Origin of the sequence: Novosphingobium lindaniclasticum LE124 (assembly GCF_000445125.1) — a bacterium.
Taxonomy (GTDB): Bacteria; Pseudomonadota; Alphaproteobacteria; order Sphingomonadales; family Sphingomonadaceae; genus Novosphingobium; species Novosphingobium lindaniclasticum.
Genome location: NZ_ATHL01000011.1, coordinates 43,824 through 63,452, shown reverse-complemented (window position 1 = coordinate 63,452; position 19,629 = coordinate 43,824). Strand labels below are relative to the sequence as shown.

Annotated in this window: 15 protein-coding genes, 1 tRNA gene and 1 pseudogene; 7 read left to right on the top strand and 10 right to left on the bottom strand. The window is 63.3% G+C overall.

Features of this window, described 5'->3' with window-relative positions; all coding sequences use genetic code 11:
• Nucleotides 1–102 precede the first annotated feature (102 nt).
• From L284_RS26300 to L284_RS26270, 7 genes and pseudogenes are all read right to left on the bottom strand, one after another.
• Nucleotides 103–2,271, bottom strand: a complete 2,169-nt coding sequence (locus L284_RS26300) for a hypothetical protein (protein WP_152524586.1) — start codon at nucleotides 2,269–2,271, stop codon at nucleotides 103–105.
• 183 nt (nucleotides 2,272–2,454) lie between these two features.
• A complete protein-coding gene (locus L284_RS26295) occupies nucleotides 2,455–3,657 on the bottom strand; it encodes a hypothetical protein (protein WP_021232251.1) in 1,203 nt (400 codons plus the stop codon).
• Nucleotides 3,658–3,745: 88 nt separating this feature from the next.
• On the bottom strand, nucleotides 3,746–3,913 hold the full coding sequence (locus L284_RS48605) for a hypothetical protein (RefSeq protein ID WP_021232250.1): 168 nt from the start codon (nucleotides 3,911–3,913) through the stop codon (nucleotides 3,746–3,748).
• A gap of 27 nt (nucleotides 3,914–3,940) precedes the next feature.
• A pseudogene (locus tag L284_RS49055) lies at nucleotides 3,941–4,162 on the bottom strand (HNH endonuclease signature motif containing protein); the annotation flags it as partial.
• Nucleotides 4,163–5,256: 1,094 nt separating this feature from the next.
• Entirely contained in the window at nucleotides 5,257–5,592 is a 336-nt protein-coding gene (locus tag L284_RS26280; protein ID WP_021232248.1) for a hypothetical protein, read from the bottom strand.
• A 216-nt stretch (nucleotides 5,593–5,808) separates the two neighbouring features.
• Nucleotides 5,809–5,882: transfer RNA gene (locus tag L284_RS26275), tRNA-Cys, on the bottom strand.
• A 72-nt stretch (nucleotides 5,883–5,954) separates the two neighbouring features.
• Entirely contained in the window at nucleotides 5,955–7,388 is a 1,434-nt protein-coding gene (locus L284_RS26270) for an RNB domain-containing ribonuclease (protein ID WP_021232247.1), read from the bottom strand.
• 136 nt (nucleotides 7,389–7,524) lie between these two features.
• Here L284_RS26270 and mobA point away from each other — a divergent pair, with 136 nt between their 5' ends.
• On the top strand, nucleotides 7,525–8,085 hold the full coding sequence (mobA, locus tag L284_RS26265; protein WP_021232246.1) for a molybdenum cofactor guanylyltransferase: 561 nt from the start codon (nucleotides 7,525–7,527) through the stop codon (nucleotides 8,083–8,085).
• Nucleotides 8,086–8,107: 22 nt separating this feature from the next.
• On the opposite strand, the gene L284_RS26260 is transcribed toward mobA, so the two are convergent.
• Together L284_RS26260 and L284_RS26255 are read right to left on the bottom strand one after the other, a co-directional pair.
• Nucleotides 8,108–8,845: a winged helix-turn-helix domain-containing protein gene (locus L284_RS26260; protein WP_152524584.1), complete on the bottom strand. Its 738-nt coding sequence runs from the start codon at nucleotides 8,843–8,845 to the stop codon at nucleotides 8,108–8,110.
• Nucleotides 8,846–9,007: 162 nt separating this feature from the next.
• A complete protein-coding gene (locus tag L284_RS26255) occupies nucleotides 9,008–10,207 on the bottom strand; it encodes an LL-diaminopimelate aminotransferase (protein ID WP_021232244.1) in 1,200 nt (399 codons plus the stop codon).
• A 215-nt stretch (nucleotides 10,208–10,422) separates the two neighbouring features.
• On the opposite strand from L284_RS26255, the gene L284_RS26250 reads away from it, so the two are divergent.
• From L284_RS26250 to lptG, 5 genes are all read left to right on the top strand, one after another.
• The gene (locus L284_RS26250) at nucleotides 10,423–12,312 is read left to right on the top strand and encodes a PHA/PHB synthase family protein (protein ID WP_021232243.1); all 1,890 of its coding nucleotides are present in this window, start codon (nucleotides 10,423–10,425) and stop codon (nucleotides 12,310–12,312) included.
• A gap of 460 nt (nucleotides 12,313–12,772) precedes the next feature.
• Nucleotides 12,773–13,891: a phasin family protein gene (locus L284_RS26245; RefSeq protein WP_021232242.1), complete on the top strand. Its 1,119-nt coding sequence runs from the start codon at nucleotides 12,773–12,775 to the stop codon at nucleotides 13,889–13,891.
• Between the two features lie 146 nt (nucleotides 13,892–14,037).
• Nucleotides 14,038–14,463 carry an ATP-dependent Clp protease adapter ClpS gene (gene clpS, locus L284_RS0123590; RefSeq protein WP_235054246.1) on the top strand — a complete coding sequence of 142 codons (426 nt, stop codon included), beginning with the start codon at nucleotides 14,038–14,040 and terminating at the stop codon, nucleotides 14,461–14,463.
• 288 nt (nucleotides 14,464–14,751) lie between these two features.
• On the top strand, nucleotides 14,752–15,978 hold the full coding sequence (gene lptF / locus L284_RS26240) for an LPS export ABC transporter permease LptF (protein WP_021232240.1): 1,227 nt from the start codon (nucleotides 14,752–14,754) through the stop codon (nucleotides 15,976–15,978).
• Between the two features lies 1 nt (nucleotide 15,979).
• Nucleotides 15,980–17,077: an LPS export ABC transporter permease LptG gene (lptG, locus tag L284_RS26235; RefSeq protein ID WP_021232239.1), complete on the top strand. Its 1,098-nt coding sequence runs from the start codon at nucleotides 15,980–15,982 to the stop codon at nucleotides 17,075–17,077.
• A gap of 59 nt (nucleotides 17,078–17,136) precedes the next feature.
• Here the strand turns inward: lptG and L284_RS26230 are convergent, their stop codons facing one another.
• Nucleotides 17,137–18,237, bottom strand: coding sequence for a fatty acid desaturase family protein (locus L284_RS26230; protein WP_021232238.1), 1,101 nt, complete (start codon nucleotides 18,235–18,237; stop codon nucleotides 17,137–17,139).
• Nucleotides 18,238–18,396: 159 nt separating this feature from the next.
• Here L284_RS26230 and L284_RS26225 point away from each other — a divergent pair, with 159 nt between their 5' ends.
• A complete protein-coding gene (locus tag L284_RS26225) occupies nucleotides 18,397–19,581 on the top strand; it encodes a hypothetical protein (protein ID WP_021232237.1) in 1,185 nt (394 codons plus the stop codon).
• The last annotated feature ends 48 nt before the right edge of the window (nucleotides 19,582–19,629 follow it).

Here is a 19,629-nt window from a genome sequence, read left to right as displayed (position 1 = left end):
ACGGCCCACAGGGACTCAGGGAGTCGAAAAGTAGGGCGTGAGCTACCTGAGTAGCCCTTGCGTCTCATTTCGACTCCTGAGCCTGCGGAGGGCCGTTCTCGCTTACCTCTTAATCTGCTCGATCAAGGGACTTAGGATTGAACGCCCATGCTCCCGGTGATCGGCTCCGAGCCGGTCTAAGGCGTCCATGGCGATTCCCTGCGCTCGCTCGCGGCTGGACGTGTTGCCGATGGCAGCAATCGCCGTTGCAAGGGTCTCGCGATGGGCATTCGGAAGCGAAGGATCGCTCAAGACAGATGACAACGAATCAGAGACCCGCTGCTGATTACCCTTTGCGGTAGCCGCGTAGGCAAGAGGATTGCGGATCGCTGCTTCCGTGCCTGCGAGGTCTCGCTGGGCCTGCTCGCGTCGGGCAAATGCTTCCTCTACGGCAGCGAAGGTGGGCCGCTCCGTTCGGTCTAAGCCGGTTCGCTCGAACAAGGCCGCATCTGCTTCGTGAGCCTGCCTCCACAGGGCGTCTGCCTCATGAAATGCAGCCTGAGCGCCTTCACGGCTAACAGTGCGATTGGCAGGTGGAGGGGACCACTTAGGATCGCGCTTCAAGACTCCATCATCGGCCATTCCTGCGAGGCGATCAATCATCCCGTTGCCCGCATTCCCCGGCATGAGCTTCGCAGGGTCGTCCAAATGCGCTTGGAACTGCTCCAAGGTAATCGCACCGTCCTTCAGGGCCTTGAGGTTGCCCGCGTCTTGCTCGGCAGGGAGCAGGCCTGTCCGTTCATAGATTTCGCCACGATATCCGCCATTAGGGCGCACGTTGTCGCGAGCGTTGGCGATAGCGACCTTCTTTCCCTCGGCGGTAAGGCGTTCCGTCTCCTGCTTGGCAGAACGCTCCGCAAGGTAACGGGCGTCCAGAGCGTCACTAGACAAGCGGGTAAGGGCGTCATTTCCGCTTCCTGCTTCCCTAGCGGCTATGACTTCCGGGAGCTTGGCGAACTGGGGAGCTTTGTTCGCGAGCGCCATCGCTTCCCTAGCGGCCCTTGCATCCAGACGCTGGGTGATCGCACGACCCAAGGTTCCGCCGATGGCTCCGCCTACCGGGCCTCCGAACTTGTAGCCAGCCGCTGACCCCACGGCATCTCCAAGGCTTCCGGCTAACCGATTCCCAGACCTTCCCTGGCCCTCAGGCACGTAGGCTCGCAGGCGTCGGGCCTTCTCGATACCTTCGGCTACCGCCTCGCCAGCGGGAGTGCCATCGCGAAGCGCTTGGACTTCCGTATCGCTGAGCAAGTGGCGCTTCGCCATCGCGGCATCTAGCTTTGCTTTCGTCGATGGAGGAAGGTCCAGAGAGCGGACTTCATTCGCTGGGAGATAGCTCGCCTCAAGATCGTCGATCCGGCTCAAGAGCGTGGCTTTCTGAGTCTTTGAGAGCTTCGCTTTAGCTGAATTGCTGGTGCTGAGGTTTTGAACCAACTTCTCCAAATCGGAAGACACGGCGGCGTCCGTCGCTGCATAGGCATTCGATGCCTGTCCCTTGGCGAACTGGGCATCCGCGAGCTTCGGAAGCAGCTTGCGGGCGAGGGGGCTTAGAGCCTTTCCGCCCGCCGTCGCAGCGCCGTGAAGCGCAGTGCCGCCAACTGCGCCTACGCCAGCGCCTAGCGCTGCGCCGTCCATCCGGTCCATGATGCCGCCTTCGTCGGAGCCGAAGCCATAGGCAGCGCCGTAGGCCGCCCCCGCCTTCGCGGCCGCTCCGAGCTTGCCGAGGTTGCTCACGGCCTTAGCGCCTCCGAGGGCGCCACTGAAAGGCACGAGACCTCCTGCTAGGCCGCCCCCGATGAAGTAGCCTAGGTGTTCGTCCTCTGCGGCTTTCTTGACGCCCCGGTAAGCGTCGATGTTTTCGTTCGCCGCCTGGGAGAGGGTCTTCCCATCCCAAATCGAGCTTTTCCCAATACCGGGAATGACGGCAGCGAGACCCCCTCCAATTTCATCATCAAGGCCAAACGAAATGCCGTCCAGCGCCCCGAGCCCGAAGGCTCCGAGGCGAGAGGTTTGCTCAGGCTGCGGAGCGGGCGAGGATGGCTCCGGAGCGGCTACCGGAGAGACAGGAGGATTGTCCTTGAGGCTTGCCTGATAGGCGGCCTCCTGCTGGGCAATCCAGGCGTCATCGAAGCGTCCCGTCTCATTGTTGTAGGAGTTACCCCCGAAACCATCCGGGGCGTAGATTTCGGCGCTTCCAGAAGGCTGCTGAGAAGAGGACAGTTCCCCGCTCATGGGAGGCGTAGGGGCAGCGGTGGGCTTGGACTCCCGACCGCCGTCGATGGACGCTACGCCCATTCCAAATTCGGAGGCAGCGCGGGCCGTCACTTGATCGGGTGTCACGTCATCCGGGGCGTTCTGATAAACGTGGGTTGACCCGTCTGCGAAGGTCACGGTGATGTTACGAGGCATACGGAATTACCAATTGGAAACTGAAGGCTTGCGCGAAGTCGCGGCCTTGCGGGGAGGCATTGCGGCGCGGGGCGTCGAAGGGGAACTATCGCCAACGTCCGCGCCATACTGTCGGGCAAGTTCGTCGATTCGGCCTTGGGCTTGAGAGCTTCGGGTCTTGAGGGACTTTTGGACGCTACGGAGATTGGTAAGGATTGACGCGGTGTCGCCGGTTCCAGCCAGCAATTCGGCCATCGCTCGATTAGCGTCTCCATCAGTCTGGACGCCTTTGTTTGCGACAAGCAAAGCGTTCCTCAGACCCTCAAGGGAGGTCTGAAACTGGGAGTAGAGGACCGTTTCCGCATTGCTACCCAAGCCGGTCATGAGCGCTGCCTTATGGCGAAGGTTGCTCGCGGCATTGAAGCTGAGGTCCCCACGCTCGATAGCGGTAATCAGCGGCGCAAGCTGGGCCTCCGCGTTGTCCTGAGCGTCTCGGGCGCTTGTGTATTCGCCCACCATCTTTTGAACGCCAACGGGCGGCGGTTTTCCTGCCTGTCCACCCTGTTCGATGACGGCGCGGTTCCAAGCGGATTCCGCTCCGATGTTCGCGACCTCAATGCTGGTGCGATTGTCGGCGCTGCGCCACTCGCCTTCGCGATCGGTGCGCCAACGGCGGTAATCGTCCTCTTGCGATTCCCAACGGTCCTTGAACTTCAGGTCATCGCGGTTGCGGAGGGTCTGCCCTTCGTCCCGAAGCTGGGCGATAGCGAGCGAGGATTGCAGCTTCCGAATGGCCTGGGCCTCGTCAAAATCGCCTACCGCGGTGCGGTCCCATGTAAGCTCCCCGGTGCGGGGGTCGCGCTGATAGCTGAAGGCAGCATCCTTCGTAAGCTGGGGCTTCAGCTTCTCGGCTTCCGCGTCCAGAGTGTTCTGGTAAGCCATCGCGCCCTTGCCCAGGCCGTCGAAGAAGTTCTGGCTGGACAATAGACCGGCACCGAAGGCTAGGAGTGCCTTGGAGCCTCCCGGTTGCTGCTTGATGCGGCGAAGGAAACCGGGCCTCTCGAACTGAGGGGAGGCTTGTGTGAGCGGTTGGGCCGCAACGCTGTCGAGCGCGGCGGTATCGAATTGGGGAGCTTGATAGACGGGAGAGGCAGGGGCTTGCGATTGCCCAGCGCCGTCAAGAAAGCCGGGGGTAAGGACTCCCTGGGGGAAGTCATCATAGAGTGCCATGTCTGGCTATTTTCCTAGGATTGTTGGGTCTCAGCATCGCCTCGAAAGGTGTGCGCACGGATGACGCGGCGGTGAGAGGGAGAATTGATTAATGAGCCGTCATGGCCGGGCTGTAGGCTGGGTTGCCCTTCCATTCGGTGATCCAGCCCGCGATTGTTCGCGCCTTGAAGCCGTAAATCTTGGCTAATTCAGCGGCGGTGCTGCGGTAGTAGAGCCAGTGAGCCCAGACGGCTTCACGGTCATCGTCATAACGCATCGCGGACGTGATTTTCTTGTGCTCCGACCGCGACAGGGCTCGAAGGTGGCTTGGATTGCAGCAGTCCCTACGCCCGCAAATATGATCGATCTCCCAGCCGTCTGGGATTGATCCGAGACCATGGCGGGCCTCGTAGACAATTCGATGAAGGGGCCTAGCGCGGTCACCTTTAAGGCCGCGTTTCGTTACGCGCACATAGCCGTTACCGTCCCTTTTGTGGGTTGTGGGCACAATGCACGGTTGCGACATAAGAGGGTGGGCTTCCCGCCGAAAACGCAAGGCAACTTGCTCGCGGCCTCGGCTCAAAACACGGCTCCTGCAATGTCGGGATGGTAATGCGTCAAGAGGCGTTTCGCCCACTTACGGCGCTCGCTGATACCTCCGGGAGCGCGGACAATGGTTAGGGCCTCGGCGGTTGCCTTGGCTCCCTCTGTGTCCTCGGGAGCGATAATGCCTTTGTTCTGTAGCTTGGTAACAAGTGCCTCGGCTTCCATCCGGGCTGCGGTCTTAGCGACTGCGGCGGATCGATGGTCCCAGCCCTTCGGAGTCCCTGAGCGCTGGCAAGTCCGCGCCATGTTCTGCGGTTGTCGCTTGGCGGCGAGGGCCTTGGCGTAGGCGGAACGTGCTTCAGGGGTCGTGAGGCTATCCCAGATGCCCGCCTTACGGTTCGGGCCGCGTTCTTTTCGCTCCCGAGCAGGAGGCGCCATAGGATCAGCTAATGCCTGCTCGATAAAGGAGGCGACAGTTTCGGGAGCTTCGGGACGTGAGACACGCGGAGGCTTCCGCGACCTAGCTGGGGCCGCGAATGATGGTATGGTCATTGAGTCTTAGAGTTTGCTCAGAGTGAGCTTTAGGGGGAGAGAGAGGGGGTCTGAAGGTGAGACCCTTTTTCATTCCTGATTGTGGGCTTTTCGATCACTTAAGGATGGGGGAGGCGAAAGCTGTTCTTCTTAAATAGGCAGTATATTCGGATCACAACAAGAAGGCGTGTTCTTCTAGAATCCGGCTTATATTCGGAAATGGCGAAAAACGGCGGTTTTCTGCGGTTCTCAGCTTTGCGCTCTTGTTGCCGCTTCAAGCCTTTCTTGGCCGTCAGAAATTCAAGTTTCGACAGGTCGTCAAAGTGCGCGGCAATCCAGCAGACCGCATAGCGAACTCCCACGCTTCCACCGTTTCACGCAATGGTAAGGGCGACGGGTCTGAGACAGGCCTTTTAGATCGAATGCGGAACTTCCATGGGCAGAAAGGAAGCGCAGGGACCCCATGCCCACCCAGCACTCCCGAAACCCGAACGCCTTCTTTCCTACGTCCACGGCGATATCCATCAGCACGTCTTTCAACGCTCAGTCGAACGCTCCTGAAGCGTCATCCGCAAGACTGGCCGCATCCTGAGCCGCCGAGTTAGCCTCATCGGCGGCGTTTTGCACGTCAGACACCACGTCTCGCCAGTCTTCGGTCCCGAACCGCTGAGCCTGGGATTGCGCTTCCCCTGCGGCGTCCTGCGCTCTTTGAGCAGCTTCCTGACTTTCCGCGATAGACGATTCTGCGTCTTCGATCTGCTGCCGCAAGTTCGCGTTCTCGTCCTCAAGCTCAGAGACGCGATTCAAAAGTTCTTCTCTGCTTGGCTGTTCGCTGCAACCGCAGACCAATAGCAGCAGCCCGACTGCAATATGACGCATGATCCCCCCGGTGATCGAACTGCGAGGGATATCACAACCTCTCTGCGGTTCAACAAACAGGACATGATTCGCGAACAGAAAGGTCGGATGACCAAAGGGGTCTAGGTGAGGGTCTGGCCTCTGCTAGCTCCCCCAAATGCCCCACCTACGGCTTCTCCACCCCACCGTCGTCGTTTGCGGTGGAGGCTTTAAGTGCCTGAATTCTTTTGAATAAGATGGAGGCCCGAGCCGGAATCGAACCGGCGTGCAAGGATTTGCAGTCCTCTGCGTCACCACTCCGCCATCGGGCCATCCGTGTGGAGAAGGGCGCAACTAACAACGGATCGTGGGTAGTGCAACGCTGATTTTTCGATGCGGGAAAATTAATCGGCCACCTCGAAGGTCAGAGCGCCTTCCACCGGATCGGCGCGAACCAGGCGGAGAGTGAGCACCGTGCCCGGAGCAGCGCCCGGCGCCCCGGCGGCGGTGGCGATTACCGGCAGGTCCTTGAGCTGCACTTGCGCGCGGTTTTCCCTGGCTTCGGTGACCACCGCCTCGAACGTCTCCCCCTCCCGGCCGTGGAGCATGGTCGCTTCGGCAAGGTCGATGACCGAGCGGTCGATCTGCGCATCGCGCGAGCCGGCGCGGGCCATGACGCCGGGCAGTTCGGGCAGCGCCGAGAGAACGTTTTGCGGCATGGCTTGTCCCTGAGCGAGGGCCAGCACCGTGCGCAGGACGTAACGATCGGCCAGGCGCCGGAGCGGGGCGGTGGCGTGGGCGTAGGGCGCCGCGACGGCCGCGTGCCATGGCAGTTCGGCCCAGTCCGCTCTCGCGGTATCCGTCCGGAGAGCATCCGACCCTGCGGGAACGTAGGGCCGATAAGAGGCGCCCGAGCCGGACCGGCGGATCGCCAGCATGAATGCAGCCTCGACAGGTTTGCCGGGATCGAGGCGCCGTTGAAACTGTGTCAGCGGCATGGCCGGTGGCCATTCCAGCGCGAGCGCCAGGGCCGTGGCACGCAGGCGTTCCTCGCCGCGGGCATCGGGCGGCGCCATGACGCGGAAAAGCCCGGTTCCCGCTTCGAGCATCGTTCGCGCAACTGCCAGGTTGGCAGCGAGGGACAGGGCTGCGTTCCGCCGCTCGGACGGGAGCTGGGGACGAAAGCCGAGCGAAAAACGACCCGACGGCGACCTCTCGACCACTTGCTCGGGCGGATCGACGCGCTGGGCGCCGCGCCTGTCCTCGGCGCGTGCGATCCGCCGCGCGATTTCGAGGAAGCCGCCGGGCAGGTCTTCATCCCTCACCGTCTCATAGGCGAGTTTGGCGCGGCTGAGGATCACAGCGCGTTCCACGCCGTCGAGGCGGGACTCTCCTGCGGCGTCGATGCGAACGGTGAGGATCACGGCGGGACGCTCGGCCCCCGGCAGCAGGCTGGCAGCCGCTTCGCTGAGCACCGGCGGATAGAGGCTGGCCTTGCCGCCGGGCAGGTAAGTCGTGGTTCCGCGTTGCCAGGCTTCCCGATCGAGCGGATCCCCGTCCTCGACGAACCAGGCGACATCGGCGATCGCGTAGTGCAGCAGCCAGTCCGCTCCGCTCGCCTCCAAAGCGAAGGCCTGGTCGAGGTCTGTGGAACTTGCCGGGTCGAGCGTCATGAAGGGCAGGGCCGTGCGATCCGCATGCGCGTCGGGACGGCGGCTTGCGGCCACCTGCGCGGCGGCGACGACGTCGTCGGGGAACCGCTCTGGCACGGCGAAGCGGGAGCGCAGACGGGTCAGCCCCTGGTCCAGCAGGCGATCGGGATCGAAGAGCGTCTTCATCGCCGAGCAGTGGAGGACAGCTTGCCGCCGAATGCAAGGATGAAGACCCATTCCCAAAGGAGATCTTGTCCGTCGGCGCGGGAACGGGCCTAAGGGCGGATCGTTGGTTTCCCTCTATGTCGGAAAGGTCGCAGCCATGATTCTCGGAGCCGTTCTTGCCGGCGGACTGTCCAGCCGGTTCGGAAGCGACAAGGCCTTGGCCGAGTTCCAGGGGCATAGCCTGATCGCGCTGGCCGTGGATACGCTGTCGGGATGGTGCGAGAAAGTGGTGGTGGTGGGCCGCGAGACCGCGCCGGCGCAGACGTTGCCGGACTGGCCGCGCCCCGGCATGGGGCCATTGGGCGGACTGGCCGCCGCGCTCCATGCGGCTGTCGACGAGGGCTACGACACGGTGCTGACCTGCGGCGTGGACGCGGTGTTCCTGCCCGAGGATCTGCCCGCGCTCCTCGGCGCGGCGCCGGCCTGCCTTGCCCAGCAGCCGGTCATCGGCCTGTGGCCCAGCGCGGCGGCGGCCACGCTGGAGGCGCTGCTTCATAGCGCGGAGCCGCACTCGATGCGCCGCTTCGCCGAAAAGGTCGGCGCGCGTTGGGTCGAGATTCCGGAGCAAGTCGCCAATGTGAACACGCCAGACGACCTTGATGCGCTCCGGCGCGGGCTTGCACCGGGCGCGGCGGCCGGCGGGCAGCCGGAGCGGTGAGGGACGGCCGGAGCGGGCCGGCTCAGTGCGTCAGCAAGGCAAGTTGAGCGGCGTTCGGGCGGGAATTGGCCGTCTCCGGGCCTGTCGCCTCCAGGCTGACGGCCACGCGACCGACCGCCCGGGGTTCTTCGGGTACGCGCAGGCGATAGCCTCCGTTCGGCGAAGTCTCGATGATCCCGGCAAGCCCGACGAAGGCCAGCTTGCGCCGCAGCCGCGACATATGGACGGCCACGCTGTTGGTTTCCGGGACGAAGCCCATCCGCCATACGTCGTAGATCAGCGCCTGCTTGCTGACGAACTGGTCGACCGAATCGGTCAGCCGCCAGATCAGCGCGAACTCTCGCGGGTTGAGGTTGAGCGGCTTGCCGTCGCCGAAAGCCTCGCGGGCAAGCAGGTCCAGAGTGAGCTGTCCGACGCGGCGTGTGCGCGGCAGCCATTCAGTGAACTGCGCCAGCCGGTTTGCGCGAGCGTCCAGTTCCTCGATCTCGATGCGCTCGGTAACGACGTCGCCGAAGCCGATCTGCAGGAGTGACGTGCGATCGTGCGCCGCCCCGACGCCGGCCACCAGAACGCAGCGGCGCGCTTCCGAAGGCAGCCAGGACAGCACTTGCGTCCAGGCGGTGCTGTCGAGATCGGCCGCATCGATCAGCCCCACGCAGTTCGTGGCGGGCACCCCTTCCGGATCGAGGATCCAGCCGCAGCGCTGCAGATCGAGCCGTTCGGATATCTTCTCGGGTGCCAGCCACCGAAATCGTGGCATGTGGCTCCCGCTCTTTCCCAGATAGGTCATTCCCCCCCCAATCTGTTCAGCCAGTTGAAAAACGAGCCTATATACTGGGATATATCCGCTAAGGAACAACACCTAAATTCTTACAGGCGGGCTGTGAAAACTCTGTAATAGCCCGCCTGCAGGCTCAAAAAATCACGCCGCCGGAGTGTTCACACCCTTCGAAACCAGGAAACGCTTGATGTTGCGCGCGGCTTGGCGAAGGCGCTGTTCGTTCTCCACCATGGCGATGCGCACGAAGCCCTCGCCGTCCTCGCCGTAGCCCACCCCTGGAGCCACCGCGACTTCCGCCTCGGTGAGGAGCTGCTTCGAAAACTCCAGGCTGCCCATGTCCTTGAGCGCGGGGGGCAGGGGTGCCCAGGCGAACATCGAAGCTCTGGGGCTGGGGATGTCCCACCCGGCGCGGCCGAACGCCTCGACCATGACGTCGCGGCGCTTCTGGTAGAGGGCGCGGTTCTTCTCGACGATATCCTGCGGGCCGTTCAGCGCGGCACAGGCCGCCGCCTGGATCGGGGTGAAGGCGCCGTAGTCGAGGTAGGACTTCACGCGCTTGAGCGCTGCGATCAGCTTGGCATTGCCCACCGCGAAACCGACGCGCCAGCCGGCCATCGAGAAGGTCTTCGACATGGAAGTGAACTCCACCGCCACGTCCTTGGCGCCCGGCACTTCAAGGATCGAGCGAGTAGGGTTGCCGTCGAAATAGAGTTCCGAATAGGCGAGGTCGGACAGGATCCACACCTTGTTCTCCCTCGCCCAGGCGACGAGGCGCTCGTAGAAGGCGAGATCCACCGTCTCGGCCGTGGGATTCGAGGGATAGTTGACGATCAGGATAGAAGGACGCGGCACCGTGAAGGCCATGGCGCGGTCCAGCGATTCCCAATAGCGCTCGTCCGGCGTGGTCGGCACCGAGCGGATCGTCGCCCCGGCGATGATGAAGCCGAACGTATGGATCGGATAGCTGGGGTTCGGCGCCAGCACCACGTCGCCCGGCGCGGTGATTGCGGTGGCGAGGCTGGCAAGGCCTTCCTTCGAACCCATCGTCATCACCACTTCCGTCTCGGGATCGAGATCGACGTTGAAGCGGCGGCCGTAGTAGTTGGCCTGCGCGCGGCGCAGGCCGGGGATGCCGGACGAGGCCGAATAGCCGTGCGCGTCTTCCTTGCGGGCCACTTCGCAAAGCTTGTCGATGACGTGCTGGGGAGGCGGCAGGTCGGGGTTGCCCATGCCGAGGTCGATGATGTCCCTGCCCGCCTGGCGTGCCGCATGACGCATCGCGTTGACTTCGGCGATAACGTAGGGCGGCAGGCGCTTGATGCGGTAGAACTCGTCTTCCATGACCTCTGACAATCCATAAAACACACGGCGAAAGTGCCGCGCCGGTTCCTGTAGGGGAATATGCCGCCGGCGCAAATGGCCGAAGCGCAATTGTGAGAGGCGAACCCGTCGCAGCGCGCAACTTTTGTCCGGTTGGCGTTCGCGCCGGGTGTCGATAGGAACAGCGGGGAAGGGATTCGCCGGATTCCCCAATCTGCACCGGAGTTGCACCGCACATGGCGACCGATGCCACCGAGCTTTTCACCGAAATGTTCCGCAGCCAATCCCAGCAGGCCATGGGGCAGATCACGGGCCTGTTCGGCCAGTTTATGCCAGCCGATGGTTTAGCCGAAGCCGAGAACGCCGTGCAATGGGCGCAGATCGCCAGCCGAATGCACGCGATCTGGACCGACTATCAGGTCGAGCAACTCGGCAAGGCGCAGGCGAGCCCGCCGCACTATGCCGATCCGATGAAGTGGATCGCCACGGGCCAGGCGGTGGTGCGGCAATTGCCTTTCGCCAGTCCCGACGTGCAGCAGCGGCTCTGGAACGGCGTATCCGTGCTCATCAACGGCGTCCTGGCGCAATATGGGCTCGGGCCGAACGCGGGGGCAGATGCAGCGGCGGGCGCTCCCGCTACGGAGCCGGAACTGCCGCTTCGCGACCGCCGCTTCGCCGACCCCGAATGGCGCCGCCAGCCGTTCTTCGCGGTGCTCCACCAGGTCTACCTGCTGCTCTCGGCCGAGATCATGGGCCTGGCCGAAGCGACGGAAGGTCTGGAGCCTGCCCGCAAGGCGCAGCTGCTCTTCGCCACCCGCGCGATCGTCGATGCACTGAGCCCGGCGAACTTCCCGCTGACCAACCCGGTCGCCCTGGAGGCGGCCCAGCGCAGCAAGGGCGAAAGTCTGGTGCGCGGCTTCGAGAACCTGCTGGACGACATGCGCAAGGGCCAGCTTACGCATACCCGCCCCGGCGCGTTCGTGCTGGGAGAGAACATCGCGGTGACGCCGGGCAAGGTCGTGTTCGAGACGCCGCTCTACCAGCTGATCCAGTATACGCCGACCACCGAGAAAGTGCTGAAGACACCGCTGCTGATCTTCCCGCCGTGGATCAACCGCTTCTACATCCTCGACCTCAATGCCAAGAAAAGCTTCGTGCGATGGGCCGTGGAGCAGGGCGTCACCGTGTTCATGGTCTCCTGGAAGTCGGCCGATGCCTCGATGGCCGATCTCGTGTGGGACGACTATATCGCCGCCCAGGTCGAAGCGATCGACGTGGTTCGTGCCCGCCTGGATGTCCCGTCGGTCCATACGATCGGCTACTGTGTCGCGGGCACGACCCTGGCCGCCACGCTGGCCGTGCTGGCGCGCAAGGGCGAGGCGGACAAAGTGGCGAGCGCCACCTTCTTCACCGCGCAAGTCGATTTCGAGGAAGCGGGCGACCTGAAGCACTTCGTGGACGACCCGCAGATCGAGACGCTGGGGAAGCTCTCGCCGGAAGGCTATCTCGACGGGCGCTACCTGGCGGCGACTTTCAACATCCTGCGCGGAAACGATCTGATCTGGAGCTATGTCGAGAAGAACTACCTGAAGGGCGAGGACTACCCCGCTTTCGACCTGCTCCACTGGAACGGTGACGTCACCAACCTGCCGGCGCATTGGCACCGCGACTACCTGCGCGATCTCTACCGGGACAACCGGCTGGTGGTGGCCGATTCGATGCAGGCCTGCGGGGTGCCGATCGACCTTCACCGCATCGCGACCCCTGCCTATATCCAGGCGGGGCGTGAGGATCACATCGCGCCGCCGGAAAGCGTCTGGAAGCTGACGCATTATCTGGCAGGCCCCTGGACGTTCGTTCTGGCAGGATCGGGGCACATCGCCGGGGTGGTCAATCCGCCCAGCTCGAACAAGTACCAGTATTGGGTCAACGATGCGCGATCCGACAGCCTCGACGCTTTCGTGGAGGGCGCGCAGGAACATCCCGGCAGCTGGTGGCCGCACTGGATCGCGTGGCTTCGCGATCTCGGCGCCGAAGAAATCGCCGCGCGGGGTAAGCGGCGTCCGGGTGGGCGCGGCGACAAGGTCATCGAGGATGCGCCGGGCCGGTACGTCACTCTGCGTTGAGGGGCACCGTCTCGGTGCAAAACTGGCACCATAACGGCTGTTTGTTTTTCGAAGCCGGGGCCGCGCGACATCCTCGCATGTCTCGGCTTCTCCGTTCCCGGCGAGCGCACTGCCCTTCGGGACGGCCGCAGGAAGGTTCGTTCACTTCGGACCTGATCGGGATTTCCGTAAGTTTTGCAGGTGCTAAGTCTTTTGCACTGCAAGTCCGCACCGGTCTCCCGGAGGGAACAGGCTGCAAGCCTGCTTCCGACGCAAAGTGCCTTGCAAATGCCATGCTGCACTGCAACATGAATTGATTGACTTCGCTTCTGCAAACCCCTATTGTGCATCGCAGCACAGAGATTTTCCGAATCGTGGTCGGGAGAGGGCGATCTGAAAGCGGGTGATTATCCGCCGCGCCAAGTTCTCTCTCGCGATCCGCCCCAGACCTAATTGCCAGCAGAAAAGCAGGAAGTGTCACATGGCCGGCCAGGAAGAGACGAAAGACGATGCGCGCGCTGAAAAGGCTTACGAGGCCGCAGCCGCTAAGACGTCCGCTGCACCGCTGAAGACCGATTTCGACGTCAAGTCGTCGACCGACGGCAAGGTGGGTGCGGGCAGGACGGGCGCTGGCAAGACGGGCGATGCGAAGGCTTCGTCCGCAAAATCGGCGTCCTCCGCTTCCGCTCCGCTGCCCGGGTTGCCCCAACCGATTTCCAAACCGCCGGTTTCGAAGGCCCCGATCTCCAAGCCCGTTGCGCCGGCGATTGCGCCGAAGCCGGCAATGAGCAAGGGACCCGTCAAGGCGAAAGCGCCCAAGGGTCCCGCTGTCGAGGCTTCCGCTGTCGAGGCACCGGTGCTCACGCCCGTTGCGCCGGCCGTGAAGACGCCGGCGGCAAAGGTCGCAGCGCCCAAGCCCGTTGCGCCGGCCCAGAAGAATTCGTTACCGCTGCCGCCGGCCCAGACCGGCACCTCCGCGGGTTCGAACGCTCCGGTTTCCCAGGTCGCGCCCGTCGCGGCCCGGCCGGACGACAAGGTTGCCCAGGACGTGGCCGCTCGCGTGGCGGCACCTTCCGCAGCATCAGGCAAGGCGGCAGAGATCGCCGAGCCCAAGACCAATATGTTTGCAGGACTGTTTAATCCCTTCATCCTTGAGGAAAAAACGATGGACATCAGCTCTAACTTCGCCGGATTCCAGGGTGCCATGACCGAGGCTCAGGCCAAGGCCAAGGCCGCTTTCGAGAAGAGCTCGGTTGCGTTCGGCGAAGCCCGCGATTTCGCCAAGGGCAATGTCGAAGCCGTTATCGAATCGGGCAAGATCTTCGCCGAAGGCCTTCAGGGCATGGGTTCGGAACTGGTGGCCGAAAGCCGCACCGCGTTCGAAACCTTCACCGGTGACATCAAGGAACTCGCCGCCGCCAAGTCGCCGACCGACTTCTTCAAGCTGCAGGGCGACATCCTGCGCAAGAACTTCGACAGCGCCGTCGCTTACGGTTCGAAGAACAGCGAAGCCGCTCTCAAGCTGTTCAGCGACACGGTTGCGCCGATCTCGGGCCGCGTCAGCGTTGCCGTCGAAAAGGCGCGCAACGTCGCGGCCTGAGCCGCGTCAGGGCTTTGACGGCTGTTTAGCAGATGGCCGGGTGGGGGTTCCCACCCGGCCGTTTTGTCGTCCCGCCGGGCGATCCCGACTTCAAAATCGGCCGGAGCATCTTGTTTCCGGGCCGCGCAATACGATATTCTGTCATCATGCTATCCCTTGCTGCCGATTCCAGATTGCCTCTCCCCCTGCCTGCGCACGGCCAGTGCGCCGACTGGATTCCCAACGCGCCCGCTCGCGCCGCGGACGACCAGGATTCCGATCGTGGCACGGATGGAGACGACCAGCTTGGCATAGCTACCAAAACCCGCGCCAAGCCTAAAAAGCCGAGCCAGTTCAAGGTTTTGATGCTGAATGACGACTATACTCCGATGGAGTTCGTGGTCATGGTGCTGAAGCGGTTCTTCCATATGGATCTTGAGCAGGCGACGCGCGTCATGCTGCATGTCCACCAAAAGGGTGTGGGTGTCTGCGGGATCTTCCCTTACGAGATCGCGGAAACCAAGGTGAACCAGGTCATGGACTTCGCCCGGCAGAACCAGCATCCGCTCCAGTGCACGCTCGAAAAGGCCTGAGCGAGCTCATCTCGATTTCAGCCTGGTGATCGCCGGATCCGTGCGGCTTGGCCGGCCCCGATTCCGATCTTCCGGTAACCCCTGCTGCCTTTCAGTCGCCGCGAGCCGCTGACCTGTCCGTCATCTCGCTGCGGTTCGGCGCGGCTGTATTCCGCTTTGTCGTTTTGCCGGGGATCGCTGCCGATCGCGATGCAACCGGGCAAGACAATTCGCTTTGCCCCTTGGCGCCAAGTCGTTAAGGGCTTGGGGTGCACGGTTTTATGACGACGCCCCGGTGAACCTTTCAGCGTGAAATTTCTCAGCGCCATCGATCGCTACATCTTTCGCCTCGTGCTGGTGCCGATGCTCAGCATCTTTCTGCTCGCGGCGTCCTTGCTCGTGCTCGACAAGATGCTGCGGCTGTTCGACTTCGTGGCGACCGAGGGCGGGCCGATCGGCGTCGTCTTCAAGATGCTGGCCAATCTCCTGCCCGAATATGCCAGCCTGGCGATTCCGCTCGGGCTGATGCTCGGCATTCTGCTGGCCTTCCGCAAACTGGCGACATCGAGCGAACTGGACGTCATGCGCGCGGTCGGTCTCAGCTATACGCGGCTGCTGCGGGTTCCCTATATCTTGGCGCTGCTGCTGGCGGCGCTGAATTTCGCCATCGTCGGTTATCTCCAGCCGCTCGCCCGCTACTACTACGAAGAGCTGAACTACGAACTGAAATCGGGGGCGCTCGGCGCTTCGATCAAGGTCGGTGAGTTCAACGCGCTCAAGGACCGTATCGCGCTGAGAGTGGACGAGAGCCGCGACAACGGCCGCCGCCTGATCGGCATTTTTGCGCGCGTTGCTAACGAAAAGGGCCAGGTGCTATCGATTTCGGCGCGGCAGGGGCAATTCCTTGCGCTCGAAGGCGCGCCCGACACCATCATCCTGCGCCTGGACCAAGGCCAGATCATCCAGGACATGCCGGGCAAGGAACCGCGGGTGCTGTCCTTCACCCGTCACGACCTGCCGATCGAGCTTCCGCAGATCGAGAAGTTCCGCAAGCGCGGCGGCTCGGACCGGGAATACCTGCTGCCGGAACTCGCCAAGCTTGGCTGGAACAAGAGCCTGCCCGAGGAAGAGCGGATCTCGAGCCAGGCCAACTTCAATTATCGCATGGTCGAAGTGATCATGATGCTGCTGCTGCCGCTGCTGGCCGTGGCGCTGGCGATTCCGCCCAAGCGCTCGACGTCGGCCCTGGGCCTGTTCGTCTCGATCGTCATGGTGGTCGCCTATCACAAGGTGAACCAATATGCGGCGGACGTCGCGTCCCTGGGCAAGATGAACCCGATCCTCGGCCTCTGGGGCCCGTTCTTCGTCTTCGCGGCATTGATCCTGTGGATGTACTGGCGCGTCGCCTACGTGCCGGGCGGCCAGGCGATAGGCTGGCTCGAGAAGGGCGCCGAAATCGTGGTCAAGCGATTCAAGTCGCTGCTGAAGCGCAGCCGTCGCGGACCCGTGCTGCCCGAACCTGCGGACGCCTCTTGAGATGCAGCTGGAATTCTTCCCTTCGCGCACGCTGACCTGGTATCTGGCGCGCCTTTTCGTCACCCGGATCCTGGCGGTTCTGTTCATGCTGGTGCTGGTGCTCCAGATGCTGGACCTGCTGGGTGAGAGCGGGGACATCCTTGCCTATCCCGGCAATGGACAGGAGCAATTGCTCTACTACGTGTCCTTGCGCGTGCCCCAGCTGGTGGCGCGGTTCCTTCCTTATTCGGTGCTGCTGGCGACGATCATAACGCTCGCCACGCTGAATCAGAACAGCGAGGTGATCTCGATGAAGGCGGCGGGCCTGTCGGCGCACCAGGTGCTGGCACCGCTGATCCTGACGGCGCTGGTCATCTCGCTAGGCAGTCTGGCTTTCAACGAACGCATCGTCACGCGCTCCACGGCGACCCTCAGTGCGTGGCAGGCCGCCAATTATGGGCCGGTCCCCAACGATCCCAGCGTGAAGGCGAACCTCTACCTGGCGGACGGCCGCGACCTGCTGATGGCCGCCAGCCTGGAAGGGCAGGGCGAGCGGATGGTCCTGCGCGGCGTCACCTATTACCGCCGCGACGGCAACGGCATCATCGTCGAGCAGCTTCGCGCCGATCGCGCCGCCTTCGCCAATCCGGGCTGGCGCTTCCAGAACGCGACGCGGTTCGATGTGGCGACGACGACCACGACGCGGCTGGCCTCCGCCACCGTCGCGCCGGGCATCACGCCGGAAAAGATCATGATCTCCAAGGTCGATGCCGATTCGGAGAACCTGTTCCAACTTTCCTCTTCGATCGAAGCGATGAAAGTGGCCGGGCGCCGAACCAGCGAACTGGAGGCGGCATGGTGGCACAAGCTGTCTGGTCCGTTTTCCTCGGTGCTGATGCCGCTGCTGGGAGCCGTGGCGGCCTTCGGCCTGGCGCGCTCGGGCCAATTGCTGATCCGCGCCGTGATCGGCATGGCGCTGGGCTTCGCGTACTTCGTGCTCGACAATGCGGCGCTGGCCATGGGCAACTTCGGCGGGTACCCGCCGCTCATCGCCGCCTGGGCGCCTTTCGTGCTCTTCACGCTGATCGGCGAGACGGTGCTGATCCGCACCGAAGAGTAGCCTGGAAAGAGCAGTGCCCGATAAAAAAAGCCCCGCGTCTTCCGCGGGGCTTTTCGTTTTCAACGGGTTCCCATCGTGCTTCTCGCAAGGCGTTCGAGCAGGGGCATCAACCCCGGATAGTTCGCCTTCGAATACGTCGAACCCGAGCCGAACTGCCCGGCAAGGCGGCGATGCGCCTCCGCCAGCGAGTGATAGGGCATCGACGGCAGCAGGTGATGCAGTGCGTGATAGCGCAGGCCGACCGGAGCCCAGAGTTCAGAGAACTTCGCCGGCGGCGGCACATTCACCGAATCGAGGTACTGCGCCGTCACCGTCATGGCGTCTCCGTCGTTCTCCCAGAGGTGGGCGACGAGCGTGCGGACCTGGTTGAGGAAGGCCGTGAGCGAAACCACGCAGAGCGCGATCAGCAGGGGCCGCCAGCCGTAGGCATAGCTTGCCGCCAGCACCCCCAGCGCCCAGACCGAACAGCCCAGCTCCTGCCAGAAGACCATGCGCGCGAACGGGCCTTCCGCAGCGCGGCGGCTGAACTGCGGATTGATCGCCAGCGCCGAAGCCCGACCCCAGACGAGCCGGCGCAACGGCGGAATCACGGCGCCCAGCGGCACCAGCACGGCCGAGCGGATCAGCAGCGACACCGGCAGCAGAATGGCGGTGAGCGCGAAGACCGGCAGGCTCCAGGGCTTCATCAGCGCCAGCGGCAGGTATTCGGGATCTTCCACCGTGCCGTAGCGCGTGCGGGTATGGTGGATCGTATGGACGCCCTCGTACATCAGCGAGGGGATCAGCATCGGAATGCCGACCAGGAGGTTCCACGTGAAGCGGAAGCCCGGCAGGGCATCGCGATGGATGTGGGTCAGTTCGTGGATGAACAGCAGCGCACGGTAAAGCGCGAGGGCCGAGACGAGACCGAGAGCCACCGCCGCCCAGGTGTTGTCCACCAGGATCGTGCCTGCCAGCGCGGCATAGCCGACGGCGGCCGAACCCAGCATGTCCGGCCAGTAGATCTCGGGCCGGGCGCGCGAAATGTCGCGCGTCAGTTCGACGGCGGCGCGCATCATCGCCTTGTCGTCAGGGATTTCCGAGGAGCGCGGGCGCACCGCCTCGCGCGGAAGCGGCGCTTCACGCGCGGGCGTCAGATCGATGGCATCCTGGGCAATCATACTTTCGAGTCCAAAGTCCGAATTCAAAGTCTTCGGGCATAAACGGCCCGGAGAGTGTTTGCAGGCGGTCCTGCATCGCAGTCCCGCTTGACAAGGTGCCGGGACCGACCGCAGGTCGCGATCCCAGCAATCCCCATAAAGCGGAACAAAGGCAGGATCGTGGCCAAAGCCGAACTAGTCATCACACCCGTGTCCAGCAAGGCCGACAGGAACGCCTTCGTCGATTACGCTTATCGGCACTATGCGTCAGGTCAAAATGGCGCGGCTGATGCAAACTGGGTGCCGAATCTGCGCTCGGAGGAAATCTCCAAGTTCACGCCGGGCAAGAACCCGTTCTGGGACCATGCCCATGGGCAACTGTTCCTTGCCAAACGCGGGGATCAGGTCGTCGGGCGCATATCGGCACATATCGATGAACTGGCGCTGAAACAGCCGCCCGAGCAGGGCATGGGGCCGGGCACGGGCAACTGGGGCGCCATCGAGGCAGACGACGAGGACGCCGCCACGGCCCTGATCGCCGCCGCCGAGAACTGGCTGCGCGAAGAAGGCATGACCCGCGTGCTGGCGCCGATGAACTTGTCCGTCTGGGAGGAGCCGGGCCTGCAGGTTCTCGGCTTCGATCACGCGCCGATGGTGATGATGGCGCACCATGATCCGGCTTACCGGCCCTGGATCGAAGGCGCCGGCTACGAGCGCGTGAAGACGCTCTACACCTATGACCTGGACGTGACGAAGCAGTTCCCGCCGTTGATCCAGCGCATCGTCTCCTCGGGCGAGAAGAATGCGAAGATCCGCATCCGCGAAGTCGATCCCAAGCGCTTCGACGAGGAAGCGGCGCTGATCTGCGAGATCCTCAACGATGCCTGGTCGGATAACTGGGGCTTCGTTCCCTTCACCGAGAAGGAGATCGAATATACCGGCAAGGCCTTGAAGCCGCTGGTCCATCCCAGCCTCATCCGCATCGCCGAGTACGAAGGCGAGGCGGTGGCCTTCATGATGACCTGGCCTGATCTCAACCAGGCGCAGAAGCGGCTGAACGGTCCCAAGGGCAAGCCTTCGATCCTGGGCCTGCTCAAGCTGCTGCTCTGGCTGCGCAAGCCCCACCCGGCGGACATGCGCGTACCGCTGATGGGCGTGCGCAAGAAGCTGCAATCTTCCCGACTCGCCAGCCAACTTGCTTTCATGATGATCGAATATATCCGCCGATCGGCTGTCGAGCGGTTCGGGGCCAAGCGCGCCGAGATCGGTTGGGTGCTGGACGACAACCAGGGCATGGTCGCCATTGCCGGCGCGATCGACAGCAAGATCAACCGCGAATACGCGATCTACGAAAAGGCGCTCTAAGCGAATTGCCGTTTCAGCCTGCGATGCCGGTGGGCCCGGCGTCGCAGG